The organism is Streptosporangium sp. NBC_01469, from assembly GCF_036227305.1.
Taxonomy (GTDB): Bacteria; Actinomycetota; Actinomycetes; order Streptosporangiales; family Streptosporangiaceae; genus Streptosporangium.
Window position 1 is genome coordinate 3,092,357 of the sequence record NZ_CP109465.1, and the last position, 18,137, is coordinate 3,110,493.

At 71.4% G+C, this 18,137-nt stretch carries 15 protein-coding genes; 11 read left to right on the forward strand and 4 right to left on the reverse strand.

The genetic code is table 11. The features are described from left to right. The first annotated feature begins 140 nt into the window (after positions 1 to 140). The 3 genes from OG587_RS14155 to OG587_RS14165 all read left to right on the forward strand — a co-directional run bounded on the left by OG587_RS14155 (position 141) and on the right by OG587_RS14165 (position 5,229). Positions 141 to 1,490 (forward strand): DUF1996 domain-containing protein, encoded by a 1,350-nt coding sequence (locus tag OG587_RS14155; protein ID WP_329090421.1) that lies wholly within the window; start codon positions 141 to 143, stop codon positions 1,488 to 1,490. A gap of 198 nt (positions 1,491 to 1,688) precedes the next feature. Continuing rightward, a complete protein-coding gene (locus OG587_RS14160; protein ID WP_329090424.1) occupies positions 1,689 to 4,172 on the forward strand; it encodes a glycoside hydrolase family 3 C-terminal domain-containing protein in 2,484 nt (827 codons plus the stop codon). Positions 4,173 to 4,179: 7 nt separating this feature from the next. Then, positions 4,180 to 5,229, forward strand: a complete 1,050-nt coding sequence (locus OG587_RS14165) for a LacI family DNA-binding transcriptional regulator (RefSeq protein ID WP_329090426.1) — start codon at positions 4,180 to 4,182, stop codon at positions 5,227 to 5,229. A 110-nt stretch (positions 5,230 to 5,339) separates the two neighbouring features. Here OG587_RS14165 and OG587_RS14170 read toward each other — a convergent pair whose 3' ends face one another. The 3 genes from OG587_RS14170 to OG587_RS14180 all read right to left on the reverse strand — a co-directional run bounded on the left by OG587_RS14170 (position 5,340) and on the right by OG587_RS14180 (position 8,021). Next, entirely contained in the window at positions 5,340 to 5,735 is a 396-nt protein-coding gene (locus tag OG587_RS14170) for an STAS domain-containing protein (RefSeq protein ID WP_329090428.1), read from the reverse strand. Positions 5,736 to 6,077: 342 nt separating this feature from the next. Continuing rightward, on the reverse strand, positions 6,078 to 6,458 hold the full coding sequence (locus OG587_RS14175; protein ID WP_329090430.1) for an STAS domain-containing protein: 381 nt from the start codon (positions 6,456 to 6,458) through the stop codon (positions 6,078 to 6,080). 57 nt (positions 6,459 to 6,515) lie between these two features. Next, positions 6,516 to 8,021 carry an LCP family protein gene (locus tag OG587_RS14180; RefSeq protein ID WP_329090432.1) on the reverse strand — a complete coding sequence of 502 codons (1,506 nt, stop codon included), beginning with the start codon at positions 8,019 to 8,021 and terminating at the stop codon, positions 6,516 to 6,518. Positions 8,022 to 8,087: 66 nt separating this feature from the next. Here OG587_RS14180 and OG587_RS14185 point away from each other — a divergent pair, with 66 nt between their 5' ends. After that, entirely contained in the window at positions 8,088 to 9,119 is a 1,032-nt protein-coding gene (locus tag OG587_RS14185; protein ID WP_329093852.1) for a glycosyltransferase family 2 protein, read from the forward strand. A 22-nt stretch (positions 9,120 to 9,141) separates the two neighbouring features. Here the strand turns inward: OG587_RS14185 and OG587_RS14190 are convergent, their stop codons facing one another. Beyond that, complete coding sequence (locus OG587_RS14190; protein ID WP_329090433.1) at positions 9,142 to 10,695, reverse strand: SDR family oxidoreductase; 1,554 nt, start codon at positions 10,693 to 10,695, stop codon at positions 9,142 to 9,144. Positions 10,696 to 10,850: 155 nt separating this feature from the next. On the opposite strand from OG587_RS14190, the gene OG587_RS14195 reads away from it, so the two are divergent. The 7 genes from OG587_RS14195 (at position 10,851) to OG587_RS14225 (ending at position 17,946) form a co-directional block, all read left to right on the forward strand. Then, entirely contained in the window at positions 10,851 to 12,653 is a 1,803-nt protein-coding gene (locus OG587_RS14195; RefSeq protein WP_329090435.1) for a CDP-alcohol phosphatidyltransferase family protein, read from the forward strand. Between the two features lie 71 nt (positions 12,654 to 12,724). Further along, positions 12,725 to 13,348 (forward strand): DUF5941 domain-containing protein, encoded by a 624-nt coding sequence (locus OG587_RS14200; RefSeq protein ID WP_329090436.1) that lies wholly within the window; start codon positions 12,725 to 12,727, stop codon positions 13,346 to 13,348. 106 nt (positions 13,349 to 13,454) lie between these two features. After that, on the forward strand, positions 13,455 to 14,189 hold the full coding sequence (locus tag OG587_RS14205; protein WP_329090438.1) for a phosphocholine cytidylyltransferase family protein: 735 nt from the start codon (positions 13,455 to 13,457) through the stop codon (positions 14,187 to 14,189). 5 nt (positions 14,190 to 14,194) lie between these two features. Then, positions 14,195 to 15,235 (forward strand): iron-containing alcohol dehydrogenase family protein, encoded by a 1,041-nt coding sequence (locus OG587_RS14210; RefSeq protein WP_329093854.1) that lies wholly within the window; start codon positions 14,195 to 14,197, stop codon positions 15,233 to 15,235. Continuing rightward, positions 15,213 to 15,980: a CDP-alcohol phosphatidyltransferase family protein gene (locus OG587_RS14215; RefSeq protein WP_329090440.1), complete on the forward strand. Its 768-nt coding sequence runs from the start codon at positions 15,213 to 15,215 to the stop codon at positions 15,978 to 15,980. The genes OG587_RS14210 and OG587_RS14215 overlap by 23 nt, the downstream gene beginning before the upstream one ends. Positions 15,981 to 16,175: 195 nt before the next feature. Then, positions 16,176 to 17,057 carry a glycosyltransferase family 2 protein gene (locus OG587_RS14220; protein ID WP_329093855.1) on the forward strand — a complete coding sequence of 294 codons (882 nt, stop codon included), beginning with the start codon at positions 16,176 to 16,178 and terminating at the stop codon, positions 17,055 to 17,057. Positions 17,058 to 17,070: 13 nt separating this feature from the next. Further along, the gene (locus OG587_RS14225) at positions 17,071 to 17,946 is read left to right on the forward strand and encodes a sugar kinase (RefSeq protein ID WP_329090441.1); all 876 of its coding nucleotides are present in this window, start codon (positions 17,071 to 17,073) and stop codon (positions 17,944 to 17,946) included. Positions 17,947 to 18,137: the final 191 nt, after the last annotated feature.

The window sequence follows — 18,137 nt, forward strand, 5'->3', positions numbered from 1 at the left end:
TCTGTATCGGTGACGTGAACGGCGGGTTTCAGATTGGGTTGGCTGCCGTCTTGACAATTCGCAACAGGGAGGATCAACCTCATAGGAGAGCGCTCTCCCTATGCCGTTCCCAACGGCCACCCCCCACTGAAGGAGAGGCAATGCGCCCATCCCGAAGTCCCGTCAGATTCCGCCTGGGACTGGTCGCCGCCACACTCACCGCGCTGGTCGCGGCCGGCCTGGCGATCATCTCCCCGGCCAGCGCGGCGGACGGCCTGATCTCCCAGAGCCGGCCCGCGACCGCCTCCTCCTCGGAGGGAGGCGGGTACGGCGCCGGAGCCGCCTTCGACGGCAGCACCGGGACCCGGTGGTCCAGTGCCGCCGCCGATCCCCAGTGGATCCAGGTCGACCTGGGCGCCACCGCGACGGTCTCCCAGGTCGTCCTCAACTGGGAAGGCGCGTACGGCAAGGCGTTCAAGATCCAGACCTCGGCCAACGGCTCGTCGTGGACGGACGTCTACTCCACCACCACCGGCGCCGGCGGCACCCAGACCCTCAACGTCTCGGGCTCCGGCCGGTACGTGCGGATGTACGGCACCGCCAGGGGCACCGGCTACGGCTACTCGCTGTGGGAGTTCAAGGTGTACGGCACCGGCGGCGCCGGGAACACCCCGAGGCCGAGGCCGACGTTCACCGACGAGGTCACGCACCACGAGTTCCAGGCCAACTGCTCCCCGACGGCGAACCGGCCCGACGACCCGATCATCTACCCGGGACTGCCCGGCGCCTCGCACATGCACACCTTCGTCGGCAACAGGACGACCAACGCGAGCAGCACGGCGTCCTCGCTTCTCGGCGGCGGCACCTCGTGCACCAACCCGCACGACAGGTCGGCCTACTGGTTCCCGAGCTTCTACAAGGGCAACCAGCTGATCGAGCCGACCGGCAACCAGGTCATCTACTACAAGTCCGGCATCCTCAACTACTGGGAGGTGCAGCCCTTCCCGCAGAGCCTGCGCTTCGTCGTCGGCAGCCCGACCGCGACGCTGGCCGAGTTCCGCGACTCCCCCGGCGCCGTCGAGGGCTTCGAGTGCGGCGACATCTCCAAGAGCTGGGACATCCCGACGTCCTGCGTGGCGGGCAGCCAGGTGAACGTCCGCTACCAGGCGCCGAGCTGCTGGGACGGCGTCAACCTCGACAGCGCCAACCACAAGAGCCACATGGCCTACCCCGTCGGCGGCTACTGCCCGGCCAGTCACCCGGTGGCGGTGCCGATGCTGGAGTTCAAGATCGCCTTCCCCGCCAGCGGTGACCTGTCACAGGCGCGGCTGGCCAGCGGGCGCGGTTACACCTGGCACTACGACTTCTTCAACGCCTGGGACAACCCCGCCATCCTCGACGCCCTGGTGACCCACTGCATCAACGGTGGACTCCAGTGCAACCCGCGCGGCTACGACCTGTACAAGCCGCACCGCGGCGCCGCCCTCACCGAGAACTTCGAGCTTCCCTGACCGCATGTGCCCGGCTCCGGCCTCGGGTGCCCCGGACTCCGGCACCCGCGGGCCGGGGCCGGGCACGTGCTTTTCCCGGGCACGTGCTTTCATCGGCACGGCCCCGGTGTGTCCGCACCCGGCCATTTCCCGGACATTGACAGCGCGGGGCCGCCGTGACGTACTGGAGAGCGCTCTCCGACAGCGAAGGGAAACCACGTGAGCATCGACGAGCTCGACCGATTGGTGGAGAAGCTGGACCTGGAGCGTAAGGTGCGGCTGCTCACCGGGGCGACCGTGTGGTCCACCTACGCCGAGCCGGGCATCGGGCTGCGGGCCATGGTCACCTCCGACGGCCCGGTCGGCGTGCGCGGGGAGGGCTGGGACGAGCGGAGCACCTCCCTGACCCTGCCCTCCGCGACCGCACTCGCCGCGACCTGGGACGACGACCTGGTGGAGCTGCTGGGCGGGCTGCTCGCCGCCGAGGCGCGGCGCAAGGGCGTGGACGTCCTGCTCGCCCCGACGCTCAACCTGCACCGCTCGCCGCTCGGCGGGCGCCACTTCGAGTGCTACTCCGAGGACCCCCTGCTGACCGGCAGGATCGGCGTCGCCTGCGTCCGCGGCATCCAGGCGGGCGGGGTGGCGGCCACCGCCAAGCACTACGTCGCCAACGACTCCGAGACCGAGCGGCTCACCCTCGACGCCCGCGTCGACGAGCGGACCCTGCGCGAGCTGTACCTGGCGCCGTTCGAGGCCGTGGTGGAGGCGGGCGTCTGGGTCGTCATGTCCGCCTACAACGGGGTGAACGGGGCCACGATGTCGGAGAGCCCTCTCCTGGCCGACCCGCTCAAGGAGGCGTGGGGGTTCGACGGGGTGGTCGTGTCGGACTGGGGAGGCGTCCGCTCCACCGCTCCCGCCGCCCGCGCCGCGCAGGACCTCGCGATGCCGGGACCGGAGGGCGCCTGGGGAGAGGCGCTGGTCGCCGCGGTGCGCGCGGGCGAGGTGCCGGAGGCCGCGATCGACGACAAGGTCCGGCGCCTGCTCAGGCTGGCCTCCCGGGTCGGCGCGCTGGACCTCGCGGGCTCCGCCGAACGGGAAGGCGACGCCGGGCCGCAGGAGCACGGCTCCGCCCGCGCGCTGTTGCGCCGGGCCGTCGCCGCGAGCACCGTGCTCCTGCGCAACGAGGACTCGTTGCTTCCCCTCGATCCCTCGCGCCTGCGCAGGGTCGCCGTGCTCGGGCCGAACGCCGCCGCCGCCCGGATCCAGGGGGGCGGCAGCGCGGGCGTGTACCCCATGTCTGTCGTGTCCCCTCTCGACGGCATCCGAGAGGCGCTGTCCGGTACGGCGGAGGTGTTCCACAGCCCCGGCCCGCACCTCGACGACCGGCCGACCCCGCTGGGCACGGACAACGCCCGCAACCCCCTGACCGGCGAACCCGGAGTCCTGGTCCGGCTGCTGGACGCCACCGGGGCGGAGATCCACGCAGAGCATCGGCTGACCGGCCGCATCCTGGAACCCGCGCGGATCGACGTCGCCGCCGTCGTCGAGATCCGGGCCCTGCTGAGCCCGGAGGTGGACGGCCTCTGGGAGCTGGCCGTCGCCGGATGGGGGCACGTCCTCCTGGAGGCGGACGGCCGTGTCCTGGTCGACGAGGAGGTGGAGCGTGACACCGACGACCCCGCCACCGTGCACCTGTCCCCGCCCTACCGGCGCGCCCGGTTCCCCGTGACGGCGGGCCGGGACGTGGAGCTCGTCTCCCGGCGGCGGCTCGATCCCGACAGCGGGATCGCCTCGGTCCTGGCCGCGGACCCGCCCCGGCGCGCCGACGAGGCGGAGCTGGCCGCCGCGGTCGAGCTCGCCCGTACCTGCGACGCCGTCATCGTCGTGGTCGGCTCCACGGAGGAGATCGAGAACGAGGGTGCCGACCGTACGCACCTGGACCTGCCGGGACGCCAGGACGAGCTGGTCCGCGCGGTGGCCGCGGCCAACCCGGCGACCGTCGTGGTCGTCAACTCCGGGGGCCCCATGGTCCTGCCGTGGCGCGAGGAGGTGCCGGCCGTGCTCCTGAGCTGGTTCCCCGGGCAGGAGGCGGGGCACGGCCTCGCCGACGTCCTGTTCGGCCGTGCCGAGCCCGGTGGCCGGCTGCCCACGACCTGGGCCGACAGGGCGCTCGTCTCCACCGTCCCCGAGGACGGGACGCTCGCCTACTCCGAGGGTCTCGACATCGGCTACCGCGCCTGGCTGCGGCGGCCCGCGCCGCCCGCGTACTGGTTCGGGCACGGGCTCGGATACACGTCCTGGTCCTACGAGGACATCTCGGTGCCCTGGGAGGTCTCTCCGGAGAGCTCGCCGTCCGTCCGGGTACGGCTGCGCAACACCGGTGAGCGCGCCGGGCGCGAGGTCGTCCAGGTCTACCTGTCCCGGCCGGAGACGGGCGTGGCCCGTCCCGCGCGCTGGCTGGCCGGCTACGCCCTCGCCGACGCGGGGCCTGGCGAGGTCGTCGAGGTCACAGTGGACGTCCCGGCACGGGCCTTCCAGCACTGGTCGGCCGAGGATCACGCCTGGCGGGCCGAGGAGGGCGCCTTCACGGTGCTGGCCGGACGTTCGGCCGCCGACCTGCCGCTGAGCGCCGCGGTGCTTCTCGGTACGGAGCCGCCGACCCCGCGAGAAGCCTCGGGAGAGCGCTCTCTCGCTGTGCTATAAAAGCCCTATGAGCGAAGGCCTACCGCGAGTGTCGGCACCCCCCACCTTGGAGGATGTGGCGCGGGCGGCGGGAGTCTCCCGCGCCACGGTCTCGCGTGTGATCAACGGGATTCGCAATGTCGATCTCGCGATCCAGGAGAAGGTCAAGCAGGCGATCGCCCTCACCGGCTACGTTCCCAACCAGGCCGCGCGGTCACTGGTCACCCGTCGCACGGGGACGATCGCCCTGATCGTCTCCGGGGCGGGCAGCAGCGAGGAGAGCCCGTTTCCCGGCCACGTCTTCGCCGATCCGTTCTTCGGGCGCGTGGCCGGGGGCGTCGTCGGTTTCCTGCGCCCGCTGGGCATCTATCCGATCCTGATGTTCGCCGACACCCCGGAGACCCGCGACCAGGTCATCACCTACCTGCGCCGGGGCAACGTCGACGGGGCCATCCTGGTCTCCATCAGCACCGAGGACACGCTGCCCAAGCTGCTCGCCGACGCCTCGCTGCCCGCCGTGCTCTTCGCCAGACCGGCCAGGCCGATCCCGATCAGCTACGTCGACGTCGGGCACCGGGCCGGGGGCAAGCTGGCCGCCGACCATCTCGTCGCCCGGGGCTGCCGCAGGCTGGCGACCATCTCCGGCCCGCTCGACGTCCCGGCCAGCCAGGACCGCCTGGCGGGCTTCCAGGAGGCGATGGCCGTCCACGGCCATCCCTACATCCCCTGCGCCGAGGGCAACTTCACCCTCCCCAGTGGCGAGGTGGCGATGGAACGGCTGCTCGCCGAGCACCCCGACATCGACGGCGTCTTCGCGGCCAACGACCTGATGGCCCAGGGGGCCCTGCTGGTGCTGCGCCAGCACGGGCGCAGCGTGCCCGGCGACGTGGCCATGGTGGGCTTCGACGACAGCAGTGCGGCGCTGGCCTGCCGCCCGCCGCTCACCACCGTCCGCCATCCCGTCGAGGACATGGCCGCGGAGATGGGACGGCTGCTGCTGACCCACATCGAGCACCCGGACCATCCGGTGACCTCACGGATCTTCGAGCCGACCCTGATGATCAGGGAGTCGGCCTGATCCGGGCGGCCCCCGGACGTGGTCTCCGTGGGGCCGGGCGGCGGGGTGTGGGGGCGGACTTCTAACGGTCGGCGAGGGGGGGAGGCCGCCTGGACGTGTGAGGCGGACTTCTAACGGTCGGCGAGAGGGGAGGCCGCCTGGACGTGTGAGGCGGCCTCGGAACAGCCCGGCGGAGGGCTCATCGCTCCCGAGCGGGAGATCACGGTGAAGGACGCGTCGAGGTTGGTGAGTCTCAGCAGCTTGAGCACCACGGGTGGGGCTCCGGCGAGGAGCAGGGGCGTGCCCTGTTCGCGCGCGTGCCGTTTGACGGCGATCAGCGCGCTCAGGCCGCATGCGTCGATGAAGGTGACACCGGCGAGGTCGATGATGACCGTGCCGGGGCGGGCGTCGATGACGTCCCGGGTGAAGGCCGACAGGTCCGGCCTGGTGGCGAGGTCGAGCTCACCGGCCACCGTGATGACCGCGAAGTCGTTCGCGTGCTCGCTCGTGAGTTGAAGTGCGTTCATCGCCCACTTCCCTGCAGGCTCACGTGAATGTACGTATCCGGCCAGGGGGTGTCGCTCGGACGCCTGGCCTCAGCTCGTCGCCTCCCTGGTCGCGCCGTACGGGCACGAAGGGGGTGGACGACCTGAAGCCACGATACTCCCTAACGGTGCGAACCATCGCTTTCCGTGATCGTGTAGCTTCGAAGCGAAGTGTAGATGCCAACTTGGATATGTGCCAGCTATTCCAGGAAACAGCTTTGTAGCCGTGTCCCCGGCGGGCCGCGAGGGTGTGGTGAGGGTGGTTCCCCGGTGAGGGAAGAGGGTGCTGAGCCGGGTGGGAAAGCGGGTCTGAACTGGGCGGGGTCAGCCCGGGGAGTGGCTCGGGGCCATGGCGTCGAGCGCTTCGCGCAGGCTGTCCCGCGTCTCGAAGTGCCGGTCGAGATTCGTGATCGTCAACAGGTGGGTGATCATGCCGGGACTCACCACCAGCATGAGGCGGCCGTGGGCCTCCTTGAGCCGGGTGAGCGTGCCCACGAGGACTCCCAGCCCCACCGAGTCGCAGAACGGCACGCCCGTCAGATCCATCACCAGGTTCGGGTTTCCGGCGCCGTCGAGGGCGCTGTCGAGGGCGCGGTCGATTTCCGCGCGCAACCGGGGAGCCACGGCCATGTCGAGATCGCCCGTCGCCCGTACGACCACACAGGGGCCACTGCGCCATGTCCGAACATCGAATGTTGAGATCACGATCATCACCTCCGTGCCTTTTCAGTTGCCCTGACAGAAGGTTGTTATGCACGTAGCTCACTTTTTGCAGATATTGTCCGTTGCTGTTCTTGCTGTCGGAGTTGTGGCGGGGGTAGCGGTCGGGGTGGGAGAGGCGGCCGTCTCCTTCACGGTGACCTTCTTCGCCGGCGCGTGTTTCCGGCCGACGACCACCTCGATCTTGTCGCCGAGGCTCTCCAGCGGGCGCAGGTCCGCCCCGGGCAGCGCGGCGGCGACGGTGCGTGCCGAGTCCTCGCGGCCGGGGCCGTACCGGATGACGGTCTTGTCGAAGTTCTTCTGCGGGGTGTTGCCGGCGACCTCGGGCACCAGGAAGCCGACTCTCTGCAGCTCCGCCCTGGTCTGCGCGCCCAGCCCCGTGATCATGGTGCCGTTGAGCACCGTGAGGGCGATCCGCGAGGGCGCGACGGTGAGCGCGGGAGCCGAGGGGGAGGCCGTCGGGGTGGGCGTGGCCTTGGCGGGTTTGGCGGGCTTGACGAGCGTCTCGTCGGCGGCGATCCTGCGGAACAGCTCCTTGGCCGCCTCCTTGTCCCAGAGCACGGCGGACTCGCCGGTCGGCGTCTTGTAGTCGACGTCCGCGAGCGGGACCGTGGCGAAGGTCACGTCGTCGGTGGAGACGTCCTTGAGCTGGTCGGCCAGGCCGAGCAGGTCCCCGCGGAGCGCGTCGTCCACCCGGATCGTGTCGAGGGTCGTGTCGACGAACGAGGCGAGCCTGACCGGGTTGGTCAGCGTCTCGCCGCTGAGCGCCTGGTTCAGCAGCGCGGAGATCACCTGCTGCTGGCGGTCGATGCGGTCGAGGTCGGAGCGGGCGGTGGCGCGGGTGCGGGCGTAGGCAAGGGCCTTGACGCCGTCGAAGGAGTAGGTGCCCGGCGCCAGGTCGAGCGCGGTCTTCGGGTCGTTGATCGGGACCGGTGTGCAGACCGAGATCCCGCCGAGCGCGTCGACCACCTCGATGAACCCCAGCACGTTGACCTCGACGTAGTGGTGGAGGGTGAGGCCCGTGGCGGTCTGCACCGTGCGCGTCGCGAGTTTCGGGCCGCCGAGCTGGTAGGCGGCGTTGATCTTGTGCAGGCCCTTGCCGGGGACCGTCGTCCAGGTGTCGCGGGGGAGGCTGACCACGGTGACCCTGCGGTGGTCCTCCGACACGTGGATCACCATCATGGTGTCGGTGCGCTCGCCGCTCTCGCGGCCCAGCTTGAGCTGGTTCTGCTGCTTGCGGGTGAGGTCGTCGCGCTTGTCGACGCCGACCACCAGGATGTTCATGGCGCCGGTGCTCGACCGCGACCCCGGGACCCCGGCGTCGACCGCCTTGATCTTCGTCGTGGCGTAGTTGGTCAGCGCCCACGTCACCCCGGAGCTGCCCAGGACCAGGCAGGAGAGCGCGCCGGCGATCACGAGGCCACGCCGCCTGGTGCGGGCGCCCCTCGCCGACCTGCGATCGCGCCTCGGGTTCATCGGTTCCACCCGGACGCTTCCGTAGGCGTCACCGCCCACGTGCACACCCGAATCCTCCTCCGGGTCGCGCATGCATGGCCCCCTAGGCTCCAGCTGGGTCGATGAGGTACCCGTTCGTACAGTAGCGTGAGCGACGCCATGAAGCAGTTCCCCGACTCGCCCGCGCCGGCGTCGTCTTCCGAGACGCGTGTCTGGCCCCCCATCTCCATCGTCATCCCGGTGCTGAACGAGGAGCGCCATCTGCGGGAGGCGGTGCGTCAGGTGCTGTCGCAGCGGTACGCGGGACCGATCGAGGTCGTGCTCGCGATCGGCCCCTCCCGCGACCGTACCCAGGAGGTCGCCGACGAGATCGCGGCCGACGACCCCCGCGTGGTCGTCGTCCCCAACCCGACCGGCCGCACTCCCAACGCGCTCAACGCGGCCATCGCCGCGTCCGGCAACGCGATCATCGCCAGGGTGGACGGCCACGCGATGCTCCCCGACGACTACCTCCAGGTCGCGGTGGAGACCCTTGAGGAGACCGGCGCCGACAACGTGGGCGGCGTCATGGCGGCCGAGGGCGTCACGCCGTTCGAGCAGGCCGTGGCCCGCGCGATGACGTCCAAGATCGGCGTCGGCGGCGCCCGGTTCCACACCGGCGGCACCGCGGGCCCGGCCGACACGGTCTACCTCGGCGTGTTCCGCCGCGCCGCGCTGGAGCGGGTCGGCGGCTACGACGAGCACTTCCAGCGGGCCCAGGACTGGGAGATGAACCACCGCATCCGCGAGACGGGCGGCCTGGTCTGGTTCCAGCCCCGGATGCGCGTCTCCTACCGGCCGAGGCCCGACCTCAGGGCCCTCGCCAAGCAGTACTTCCACTACGGCCGCTGGCGCAGGGTGGTCGCCCGCACCCACGAGGGCACGATCAACCTGCGCTACCTGGCGCCTCCCCTGGCCGTGCTGGCCATCCTGGCGGGCCTGCTGGTCTCCCCGTTCCTCTGGCCGGGACTGCTGATCCCCGGCGGCTACCTGGTGGCGATCCTGGCCGGTTCCGCGATCACCGGCAGCGGCCTGCCCGCCCCGGCGCTCGTCCGGCTGCCGCTCGTCTACGTCACCATGCACATGTCGTGGGGCTGGGGCTTCCTGACCAGCCCGAGAAGACTCGGCAAGCCCGGCCGCGCGGGCGGCTGACCCCGCCGGGGGCGCTCACCCGTCAGGGACGGGCGTCGACCACCTGACCGGTGACGCCGGAGGCGAGCACGTCCAGCGAGGTGCGGGCGACGGTGTACGGGGAGGACGGGCCCGGCGGCGTCGTGGCTCCGGCCCGCCCGGGATCCACGCAGTTGACCCGCACCCCGTACTCCGCCCACTCCTCCGCGAGGGCCCGGGTCAGGCCGGCCACGGCGGCTCCCGCGAAGGAGCGCAGGCCCTCGCCCGCCCCGTCCCGGGCGGGTGGGGGGGAGTGGAACAGCAGCTGTCCCCGCGTCTCGCGAAGGTGGGGGAGGGCCGCCCTGGCGACGGTGACGGGGCCCAGGTGGTCCGCGTTCACGGTGCCGGCTATCGCGGCGTCGTCCACCGCGTCGAGCCTGCCCGGGGGCGGCGCGCCCGCCGCGCCGACCACGTAGTCGATCCCGCCCGTCTCCTTCACGACCCGGGCGAGCGCGTCGGCCACCGCCCGGGGGTCGTCGACGCGCACCCCGTCCGGGATGCCGGGAAGGCGCGGCGCCTCGGGGGAGCCCGGCCTTCCGAAGGAGTCCGCCGCCCCTGGGAGACCCGGCGTTTTCGAGGAATCGGACGTTTTCGCGGAGCCCGGTGTTCCGGGGGAGTCCGCCGGCCGCGGGAGGCCCGGTGGTCCGGAGGGTCCGGAGGGTCCGGAGGGTCCGGAAAGTCCGGAGAAGGGGAACACGCGGGCGCCGTGGTGCCCGGCCAGTCGCGCCACCTCGGCGCCGGCGCCGTCGTCCGCGCGGAAGACCACCACGGTCCTGCCCTCCAGCGCCTCGCGCAGGGCGGCGTCGGAGCGGGCGGGGACGTCGCTCGCGGCGAGCCTGAGGAGCCCGTCGGCGACGAAGAGGTCCACCGGGTGCGTGACCTTCATGTTCCGCTCGCTGCCCGGCACCACGTGGATCGGCACGTCGGGCAGGTAGCGCAGCACCACGCCGCAGTCGTCGGTGGGCGGCCGATCGCCGAAGCCGGGATCGGCGAAGGCGCGCTCGTACGCCTCGCGGATCACCGAGAGCCGGAAGCACTGCGGGGTCTGGACGCGGCGCAGGCCGGCGCGGTCGGGGACGTCGCTGACGACCTCCCCGTGCGGCCCCTGTGAGGTCACCACGATCGTGTCGGAACTCGGGATCGCCACCTCGACCGCGGAGAAGGTCCGCAGCGCCTCGACGCAGTCGGCGATGATCCTGGGCTCCGTCAGCGGCCGTACGGCGTCGTGCAGCAGCACGTGGCACTCCCGCGTGCCCAGGGCCCGCAGCGCCCGCCAGGTGGTCTCCGGGCGGCTTGCGCCACCCTCCAGGATCCTGCCGACCTTCGTGAAGCCGTTGCGCTCGACGATCCGCTCCACCTCCCCGGTGAAGCCGGGCGCCATCAGTACCATGATCTCGTCGATCTCCGGCGCCCCCTGGAAGAGGGCGAGGGTGTGTTCGAGGATCGTCCTGCCCGCTATCTCCAGCAGCTGTTTGGGCGTGTCGTGGCCGACGCGCCGGCCGACGCCGCCTGCCAGGACCACACCGACGGTTCGGGGACGCGGTTCACGTTCGGCCACGATCAGATTCCTTTGACAGTTCGGATATGGCGAGCGTAATGGGTACGTACTTGATCGTCCGGCGTGCTCCCGTGCTATCCCGTCAAGATCTAGCTACGCTGAGTGCGCACTCCCCGATTCGTACGGTAATCCCGTCGGATACGAAGGAGCCCGGATTGCCTGACTCTCACGCCATCGCCTCGTCCGGCGCCTCACAGGCGGTCGCGGTCGTGCTCGCCACCACCGAGGCGTCCGGCCTCCGGTGTTCCGGCGGGACCCTCCTCGACAGGCTGACCGGCCAGCTCGCCACGCTTCCCGTACGGGACGTGCACGTGGTGGCCCGTTCCAGCGACATCATCCACGCGTCCGGCGGCACCCACATGATCGGGACCGAGGGGTCGAGGGGGCTCGCCGACGATCTGCGCAGGATCGCGAAGGTGGCCCGCTCGTCCGTCGGCCCGGTGCTGGTGGTCGCCGGTGACCTGGTGGCGCACACCGAGGCGCTGGCCATGCTCGTGGAGCACCCGGCCCGCGACACCGTCGCGCTGGTGAGCGAGGGGGGCGACGACCCGGGGCCGACGCGCCCGCCGGTCAGGACCGACAGCAGGTCCGTGGTGGCCGCGGGTACCTCCTTCCACGAGGCCGGCGAGACCAACGGCACCTTCAGGGGCGTGCTCCAGGTCGGCGTGTCCGATCTCGCGGGCTTCGCCGAGACGGCCGAGAGGCTCGCCGAGCTCGCCGAGGCGGGCGGCTTCGGCCCGATGGACGGCGGCGAGGTCCCCGGCCTGCTCCTGGTCGGCCTGGTCCGCTCCGGCGCCCAGGTGCGCGCGGCCAGGCTCGGCCGCCTCCACGCCGACCGGATGACCGAGCAGGAGGACGCCGACGTGGCCGTGCCCCGGCTGGCCGAGGTCGACGAGAATGAGGCCCGGCTGGACGCCGCGGTCAAGTCCAACGACGGCTTCTTCGCCACGTACGCGGTGAGCTCCTGGTCCAGGCACCTCGTGAAGCCGGTCGCCCGGCTCGGCCTGACGCCGAACGCGGTCACCGGCATATCCGTCGGCCTCGCCGCGCTCGCCGCGATCTGGTTCTCCGTGGGCACCAGGTCCGGCCTGATCGCCGGGGCGGTCCTGCTCTACCTGTCGTTCGTGCTCGACTGCGTCGACGGCCAGCTCGCCCGCTACACCCGCGCCTTCTCGCCGCTCGGGGCGTGGCTGGACGCCACCTTCGACCGTGTCAAGGAGTACGCCGTCTACCTGGGGCTCGCCATCGGGTACGCGGCCGGGCTGGACGTCGCGGGCGGCGGCCCGGACGGCATCTGGGCGCTGGCGGTGTCCGCGATGATCCTGCAGATGCTCCGCCACATGATCGACTTCTCGTACGCGGGGGCGCGTGCCGACGCGAGCCGGGTGGGTGCGGCCTGGGCCAGGGCGGCGGGTTCGCTGATCGACCCGGCCGGCGACGCGGGGCGGCCGGTGCCGCCGCGACGGCCGGAGCGGCGGGCCGCTTTCGCGGGGGCCGACGCGGGATGGACACCGGTCGCGAGCGAGGGCGAAGGCGACATCGGCATCGGCATCGGCATCGGCATCGGAGGTGGTGGCACCGATGGCCGGGCCGCCGTACCGGTCATCGGCGCGGAAGGCGAGCGTGAGGGCGCGGGAGGCGAGTGGGCGGATCCCGGGGACGGGCGGACGGCGGGTGCCGGGCGGGCGGACCCCCTGGGAAGGGCGGCCGCCGCGGACGGTGCCGGGCCCGGCGCGGGCAACCTGGTCCTGCGGCTCTCGCGGGCCATGGAGAAGGCGTCGCCCACCCGCTGGTTCAAGAAGATCATCGTGTTGCCCATCGGGGAGCGGATGGCCCTGATCGCGGGGACCGCCGCCTTCTTCAACGCCCGGGTGACCTTCGTCGCGCTGCTGGTCTGGGGCGGGATCGCCGCCCTCTACATCCTCTCGGGCCGGACGGGCAGGTCGCTCAGCCGATGACCGGAGGCGGCGGGGTCCATGACCGGCGGGACGGATCTCCCGCCAGGCGAGGGGGAAAAGCAGGTGCGATCATGATTTCTGTGCACATGGCGCCGGTGCCGCGGAGCGCCGTGGTCGCCTACCGGGACGACGGGGTGCTGTCGAGGGGCATGGGCGCCCTGGTGGCCGGGCAACTCCCGCCGCTACCGCCCGCGATCGTCGGGATGTTCGTGACCGGGGTGCTGCTGCTGGTCGGCGTGGCCGGCAGCGACGGGCTGGCGGTGTTCGCCCCCGCGGTGGCGCTGCTGCTGGCCGGGCCGGGCAGCTCCCATCCGCACGACGGCCGGCTCGACTGGCTGGTGCCGCCGATCCTGCGCCTCACCGAGTACGGCTTCGTGGCCTCGGTGGGCTTCGCGCACGACGTGCCGCCGTGGCTGATCTTCATGTTGCTCGGCGCGATGGCCTTCCACCACTACGACGTCGTCTACCGGCTGAGGCAGCGGGTCTACCCGCCGTCCTGGCTGGCCACATCCGGCCTCGGCTGGGACGGCCGGATGCTGCTGATCGCCCTGGGCGGGCTCGCCGGGCAGGTCACGCTGGTGTTCGCCCTGCTCTCGCTCTACCTGTGGTGCCTCTTCTCCTGGGAGAGCGTCACCTGCTGGCTGGCCGCCCCGAGGTTCGGGGTGGACGCGGCCGACCTCGGCGCACACGATTGAGAACGCCCGGCAAACCCTCGATTACACGATCAGGGTCTGAAGGCAACTAATCTTTGGGGCCTAGGAGTGCCCGCCGGGAGGCTCTCACCCGAATGAGGAGTGCACGTTGCTGGGAATGGTGCTGGCCGCCGGGGCCGGACGACGCCTGCGGCCGTACACGGACACGCTGCCCAAGGCGCTCGTGCCGGTCGACGGCGACACCACGATCATGGACATCTCGCTGCGCAACCTCGCGGCGGCCGATCTCCGTGACGTCGTGGTCATCGTCGGCTACCAGGCGCAGGCGGTACACGAGCGCAAGGCCGAGCTGGAACGGCGGCACGGTGTGAAGCTCACCCTCGTGCACAACGACAAGGCCGAGGAGTGGAACAACGCCTACTCCCTGTGGTGCGCGCGCGACTACTTCGACCAGGGCGTGCTCCTGGTCAACGGCGACACGGTGCACCCCGTCTCGGTGGAGGAGACGCTGCTCTCCGCGCCGGCGACCACCGACATCCTGCTCGCGGTCGACGACGTCAAGAAGCTCGCCGACGAGGAGATGAAGGTCACCCTCGACGACGACCGCCACCTGCGGCTGATCACCAAGTTGATGGACCCGGCCGCCGCCGCCGGCGAGTACATCGGCGCCACGCTCATCCGTCCCGGCATCGGCGACCGTCTCGCCGACGCCCTCCAGGCCACCTTCGAGCGTGACCCGCAGCTCTACTACGAGGACGGCTACCAGGAGCTCGTCGCCCGCGGCGAGAAGATCGCCGTCGCCCCGATCGGCGACGTCCCGTGGGTCGAGGTAGACAACCACGACGACCTCGCCAAGGCGCGGGAGATCGCGTGCCGATACTAGCCAGGATGCTCCCGGCCCCCCTGTCCATGGAGGTGCGCCGGGGCGCGGTCGCCCAGCTGGGCTCGTTGCTGGCCGACAGCAGGGTGGCGACCTCCGGACGGGTGGCGGTGGCCGTGGGCGCGGGCCAGGGAGACAGGATCGCCTCGGTGATCACTCCCTCGCTCGGCGAGGCCCAGGTCTTCCGGGTGCCCGACGGCTCGGTCGACGCGGCGATCTCGCTCGGCGCCGACCTGCGCAAGGGGGCGTACGAGGCGGTCGTGGGCATCGGCGGCGGCAAGACCATCGACGTGACCAAGTACGCCGCGTCGCTGGCCGGGATCCCGATGGTGGCGGTGGCCACCAACCTGTCGCACGACGGGATCTGCTCGCCGGTGGCCTCGCTGTCGCACGACGGCGGCAAGGGTTCCTTCGGTGTGCCCATGCCGCTGGCCATCATGGTCGATCTCGATTTCGTGCACGACGCGCCCGCCTCGCTGGTCCGATCCGGGGTCGGCGACGTGGTCAGCAACCTCTCGGCGATCGAGGACTGGCAGCTCGGCGCGAGCGAGCGCGGGGAGCCGATCGACGGCCTGGCCTGCGCGATGGCCCGCACCGCGGCGGAGGCGGTGATCGGCAGATCGGACTCGATCGAGTCCGACGCGTTCCTGACCGTGCTGGCCGAGGCGCTCATCCTGTCGGGCATGTCGATGGTGGTCGCCGGCTCCTCCCGTCCTTCGAGTGGCGGAGACCATGAGATCCTGCATGCCGTGGATCAGCTCTTTCCCGGCACCTCCAACCACGGCGAGCTCGCCGGGATAGGTGCCGCATTCTGTTTTTTCCTCCGCGAGGACTCGCGGAGGCTCAATCAGGTCGTCGACTGCCTGCGCGGGCACGAGCTGCCGGTCACCCCCACCGACGTGGGGCTGTCATCGGCTCAGTTCACCGAGGCGGTCATGCTGGCCCCGGCCACGCGCCCCGGCCGCTACACGATTCTTGAGCACCTGCGCCTGTCGGAACCGGAGATTCGCGATCGGGTGGAGGATTATGTCCGGGCCGTCGGTCGCTGAGCTCCGTGCGGTGGCCCAGCCGCACACGACCATGGACCGCAACAGCGGCGAGCACTGGGCCGGTGCTCTCTACATGCGCAAGCTGTCGATCTACGTCACCTGGTTCCTCGCCAAGACGCCGATCACGCCCAACCAGACCACCTGGCTGATGATCCTCACCGGCCTGCTGGCCGGAGCCGTGCTCGCGCTGCCCACGCTCTGGGCGGCCGTCCTCGCGGCCCTGCTGGTCCAGCTCTACCTGCTGCTCGACTGCTCCGACGGAGAGCTGGCCCGCTGGACCGGCCGCACCTCCATCACCGGCGTCTACCTCGACCGGGTCGGCCACTACTTCGCCGAGGCCGCCATCCTCATCGGGCTGGGCTTCCGGGCGTCGGAGATCCTGCCCGACTGGTACACCGTGATCGGGTTCGCCGCCGCGCTCGGCGCCATCCTGATCAAGGCGGAGACCGACCTGGTCGACGTGGCCCGCGCCCGCTCCGGGCTGGTCGCGGCGACCGAGGCCTCGGCCGAGCACTTCCAGTCACGTGGCCTGGGCATGGCGCGCAAGGTGGCCGCGGCGCTGAAGTTCCACCGGATCGTGCAGGCGGTCGAGCTGTCCCTCCTCGTGGTGGTCGCCGCGATCTGGGACGCGATCAACGGCGGGCTGGCGGCGACGAGGATCCTCGTGGTGGCCTGCGTGATCGTCGCCGTGCTGCAGATGATCCTGCATCTGATCAGCATTCTGGCGTCCAGGCGGCTTTCATGAGGAACCGGATGGCGTCCGGGCGCGTCGTAGGTGCGAACACCCCGTTGTTTGGTGGGTGTTCGCCGACGGTTCCGATACGCTTGTTCCCCGGTATACCAGGAAACCCCTGCCCCGCCAGAATTCCCGACCCAGCAGACTCGGTGATCATGAAAGTATGCTCCGTACGTGCTCTCGACGCGTCAGGACGATGACCCGTTGAAGATCTCGTGCGTCATCCTCACCATGGGTAACCGCGTCCCCGAGCTGGACCGGGCGGTCGAGTCCGCGCTGAACCAGGTCGACGGTGACGTCGAGGTGGTCATCGTCGGCAACGGCGCGGACGTCCCCGAGCTGTCGGCCACCGTGCCCTCGGGGTCCTCGGCCTCGATCAGAAGTGTGCGGCTGAACCACAACGCGGGCATTCCCGCAGGCCGCAACCGCGGCGTCGAGGAGTGCTCGGGCGACGTCGTCCTCTTCCTCGACGACGACGGCTGGTACGCCGACACCGGGCTCGTCTCCCACCTGCGGGAGCGCTTCTCCACCGAGCACGACCTCGCGGTCGTCTCCTTCCGGGTGAAGGATCCCGAGGGCGGCATCGGCCAGCGCCGCCACGTCCCCCGCCTGCGCGCGGGCGATCCCGAGCGCTCCTCCCCGGTCACCACCTTCCTGGGCGGCGCGTGCGCCATCCGCCGCTCGGCCTTCCTCCAGGTCGGCGGGCTCCCCGAGCGTTTCTTCTACGCCCACGAGGAGACCGACCTGGCCTGGCGGCTCCTCGGCGAGGGCTACCGCATCGAGTACGACGCCAAGACGGTCATGTACCACCCGCAGGTCCCCCCGACCCGGCACACCGACTTCTACCGCCTCAACGCCCGCAACCGGGTCTGGCTGGCCCGCCGCAACCTTCCCTGGGCGCTGGCGGTGCTCTACCTCCTCAACTGGATCGTGCTGACCCTGGCCCGCGAGCGCTCCAGGCCGGCCCTGCGCGCCTGGTTCAAGGGCTTCACCGAGGGGCTCCGCGAGCCCGCGGGCGAGCGTCGTCCCATGGGATGGAACACCGCCTGGCGCATGCTCCGCCTCGGCCGCCCGCCGATCGTCTGATCCCCGACCGGCCGTGGACGTTTACACCCTCGGTGAGGCGTTCGGCGTCGTCACCAGCGGCCGGATCCGCCACGAGCACGAGGCCAGGCTGGACGTCGCCGGAGCCGAGTTCACCGTCGCGGTCGGGCTGTCCCGGCTCGGCCACCGGGTGGGCTGGCTGGGCAAGGTCGGCGGCGACGAGCTGGGGGCCAGGATCCTCACCGCGCTGCGCGGCGAGGGCGTGGACGTCTCCGACGCCCGGGTGGACGAGGGGTCCCCGACCGGAATCCTCCTGAAGGAGTCGAGACTCGGCCAGGCGGCCAGGATCACGTACTACCGCACCGGCGTCAGGCTGGCCCAGGGGAACGTCCCGGTGGACCGGATCGCGGCCTCCCGCGTCCTGCACGTCAGCGGGATCACCGCCGCGCTGAGCGCGCGCGACGCCATGCACGCCGCCGTACGCGCCGCGCGGACCGCCGGGGTCGCGGTCTCGGTGGCGATCGACTACCACGACCAGCTCTGGCCCGACCTGCGCGAGGCCGAGGAGATCCTCAGCGTGCTGGCCTGCTCCGCCGACGTGCTGTTCGTCCGGCAGACCGAGCTCGACCTGGTCAAGCCCGCGCTCACCGGGGACCGCGAGGTCATCGTGACGCGCGGCGCCCGGGGGGCGAGCGTACGGGTCGACGGAGTCCGCCACGACGCCGCCAGCCTCTCCGCGCCCGTGGTCGACCCGAACGGTTCCGGGGACGCCTTCGTCGCGGGCTATCTCAGCGCGCTGCTGGAAGGTCTCCACCCGGCCGACCGGCTGCGCCGGGGCGGCCTGCTCGCGGCCTTCGCCTCGTCGGGGCCCAGCGACTGGCAGGGCCTGCCGACGAGGGCCGAGCTGCCCTTCCTGGAGCTCGACAGCTGACCTCGGCCGCCCGGCCGGTGTGCCGCGCCTGAGGTCCACCCACGTGCCCGGTACGGTCCGCGGGTGCCTCTAGGGCCTGTCTGAGGTTTAGATCATGAGGTTGTTCAGCGCGGACTACTCAGCTTGGTAGGTCATCGCTGGACGTCAGGGCGTCCCGCGTCCCAGCCCGTTCCCGTATGGGATGCTCTGCG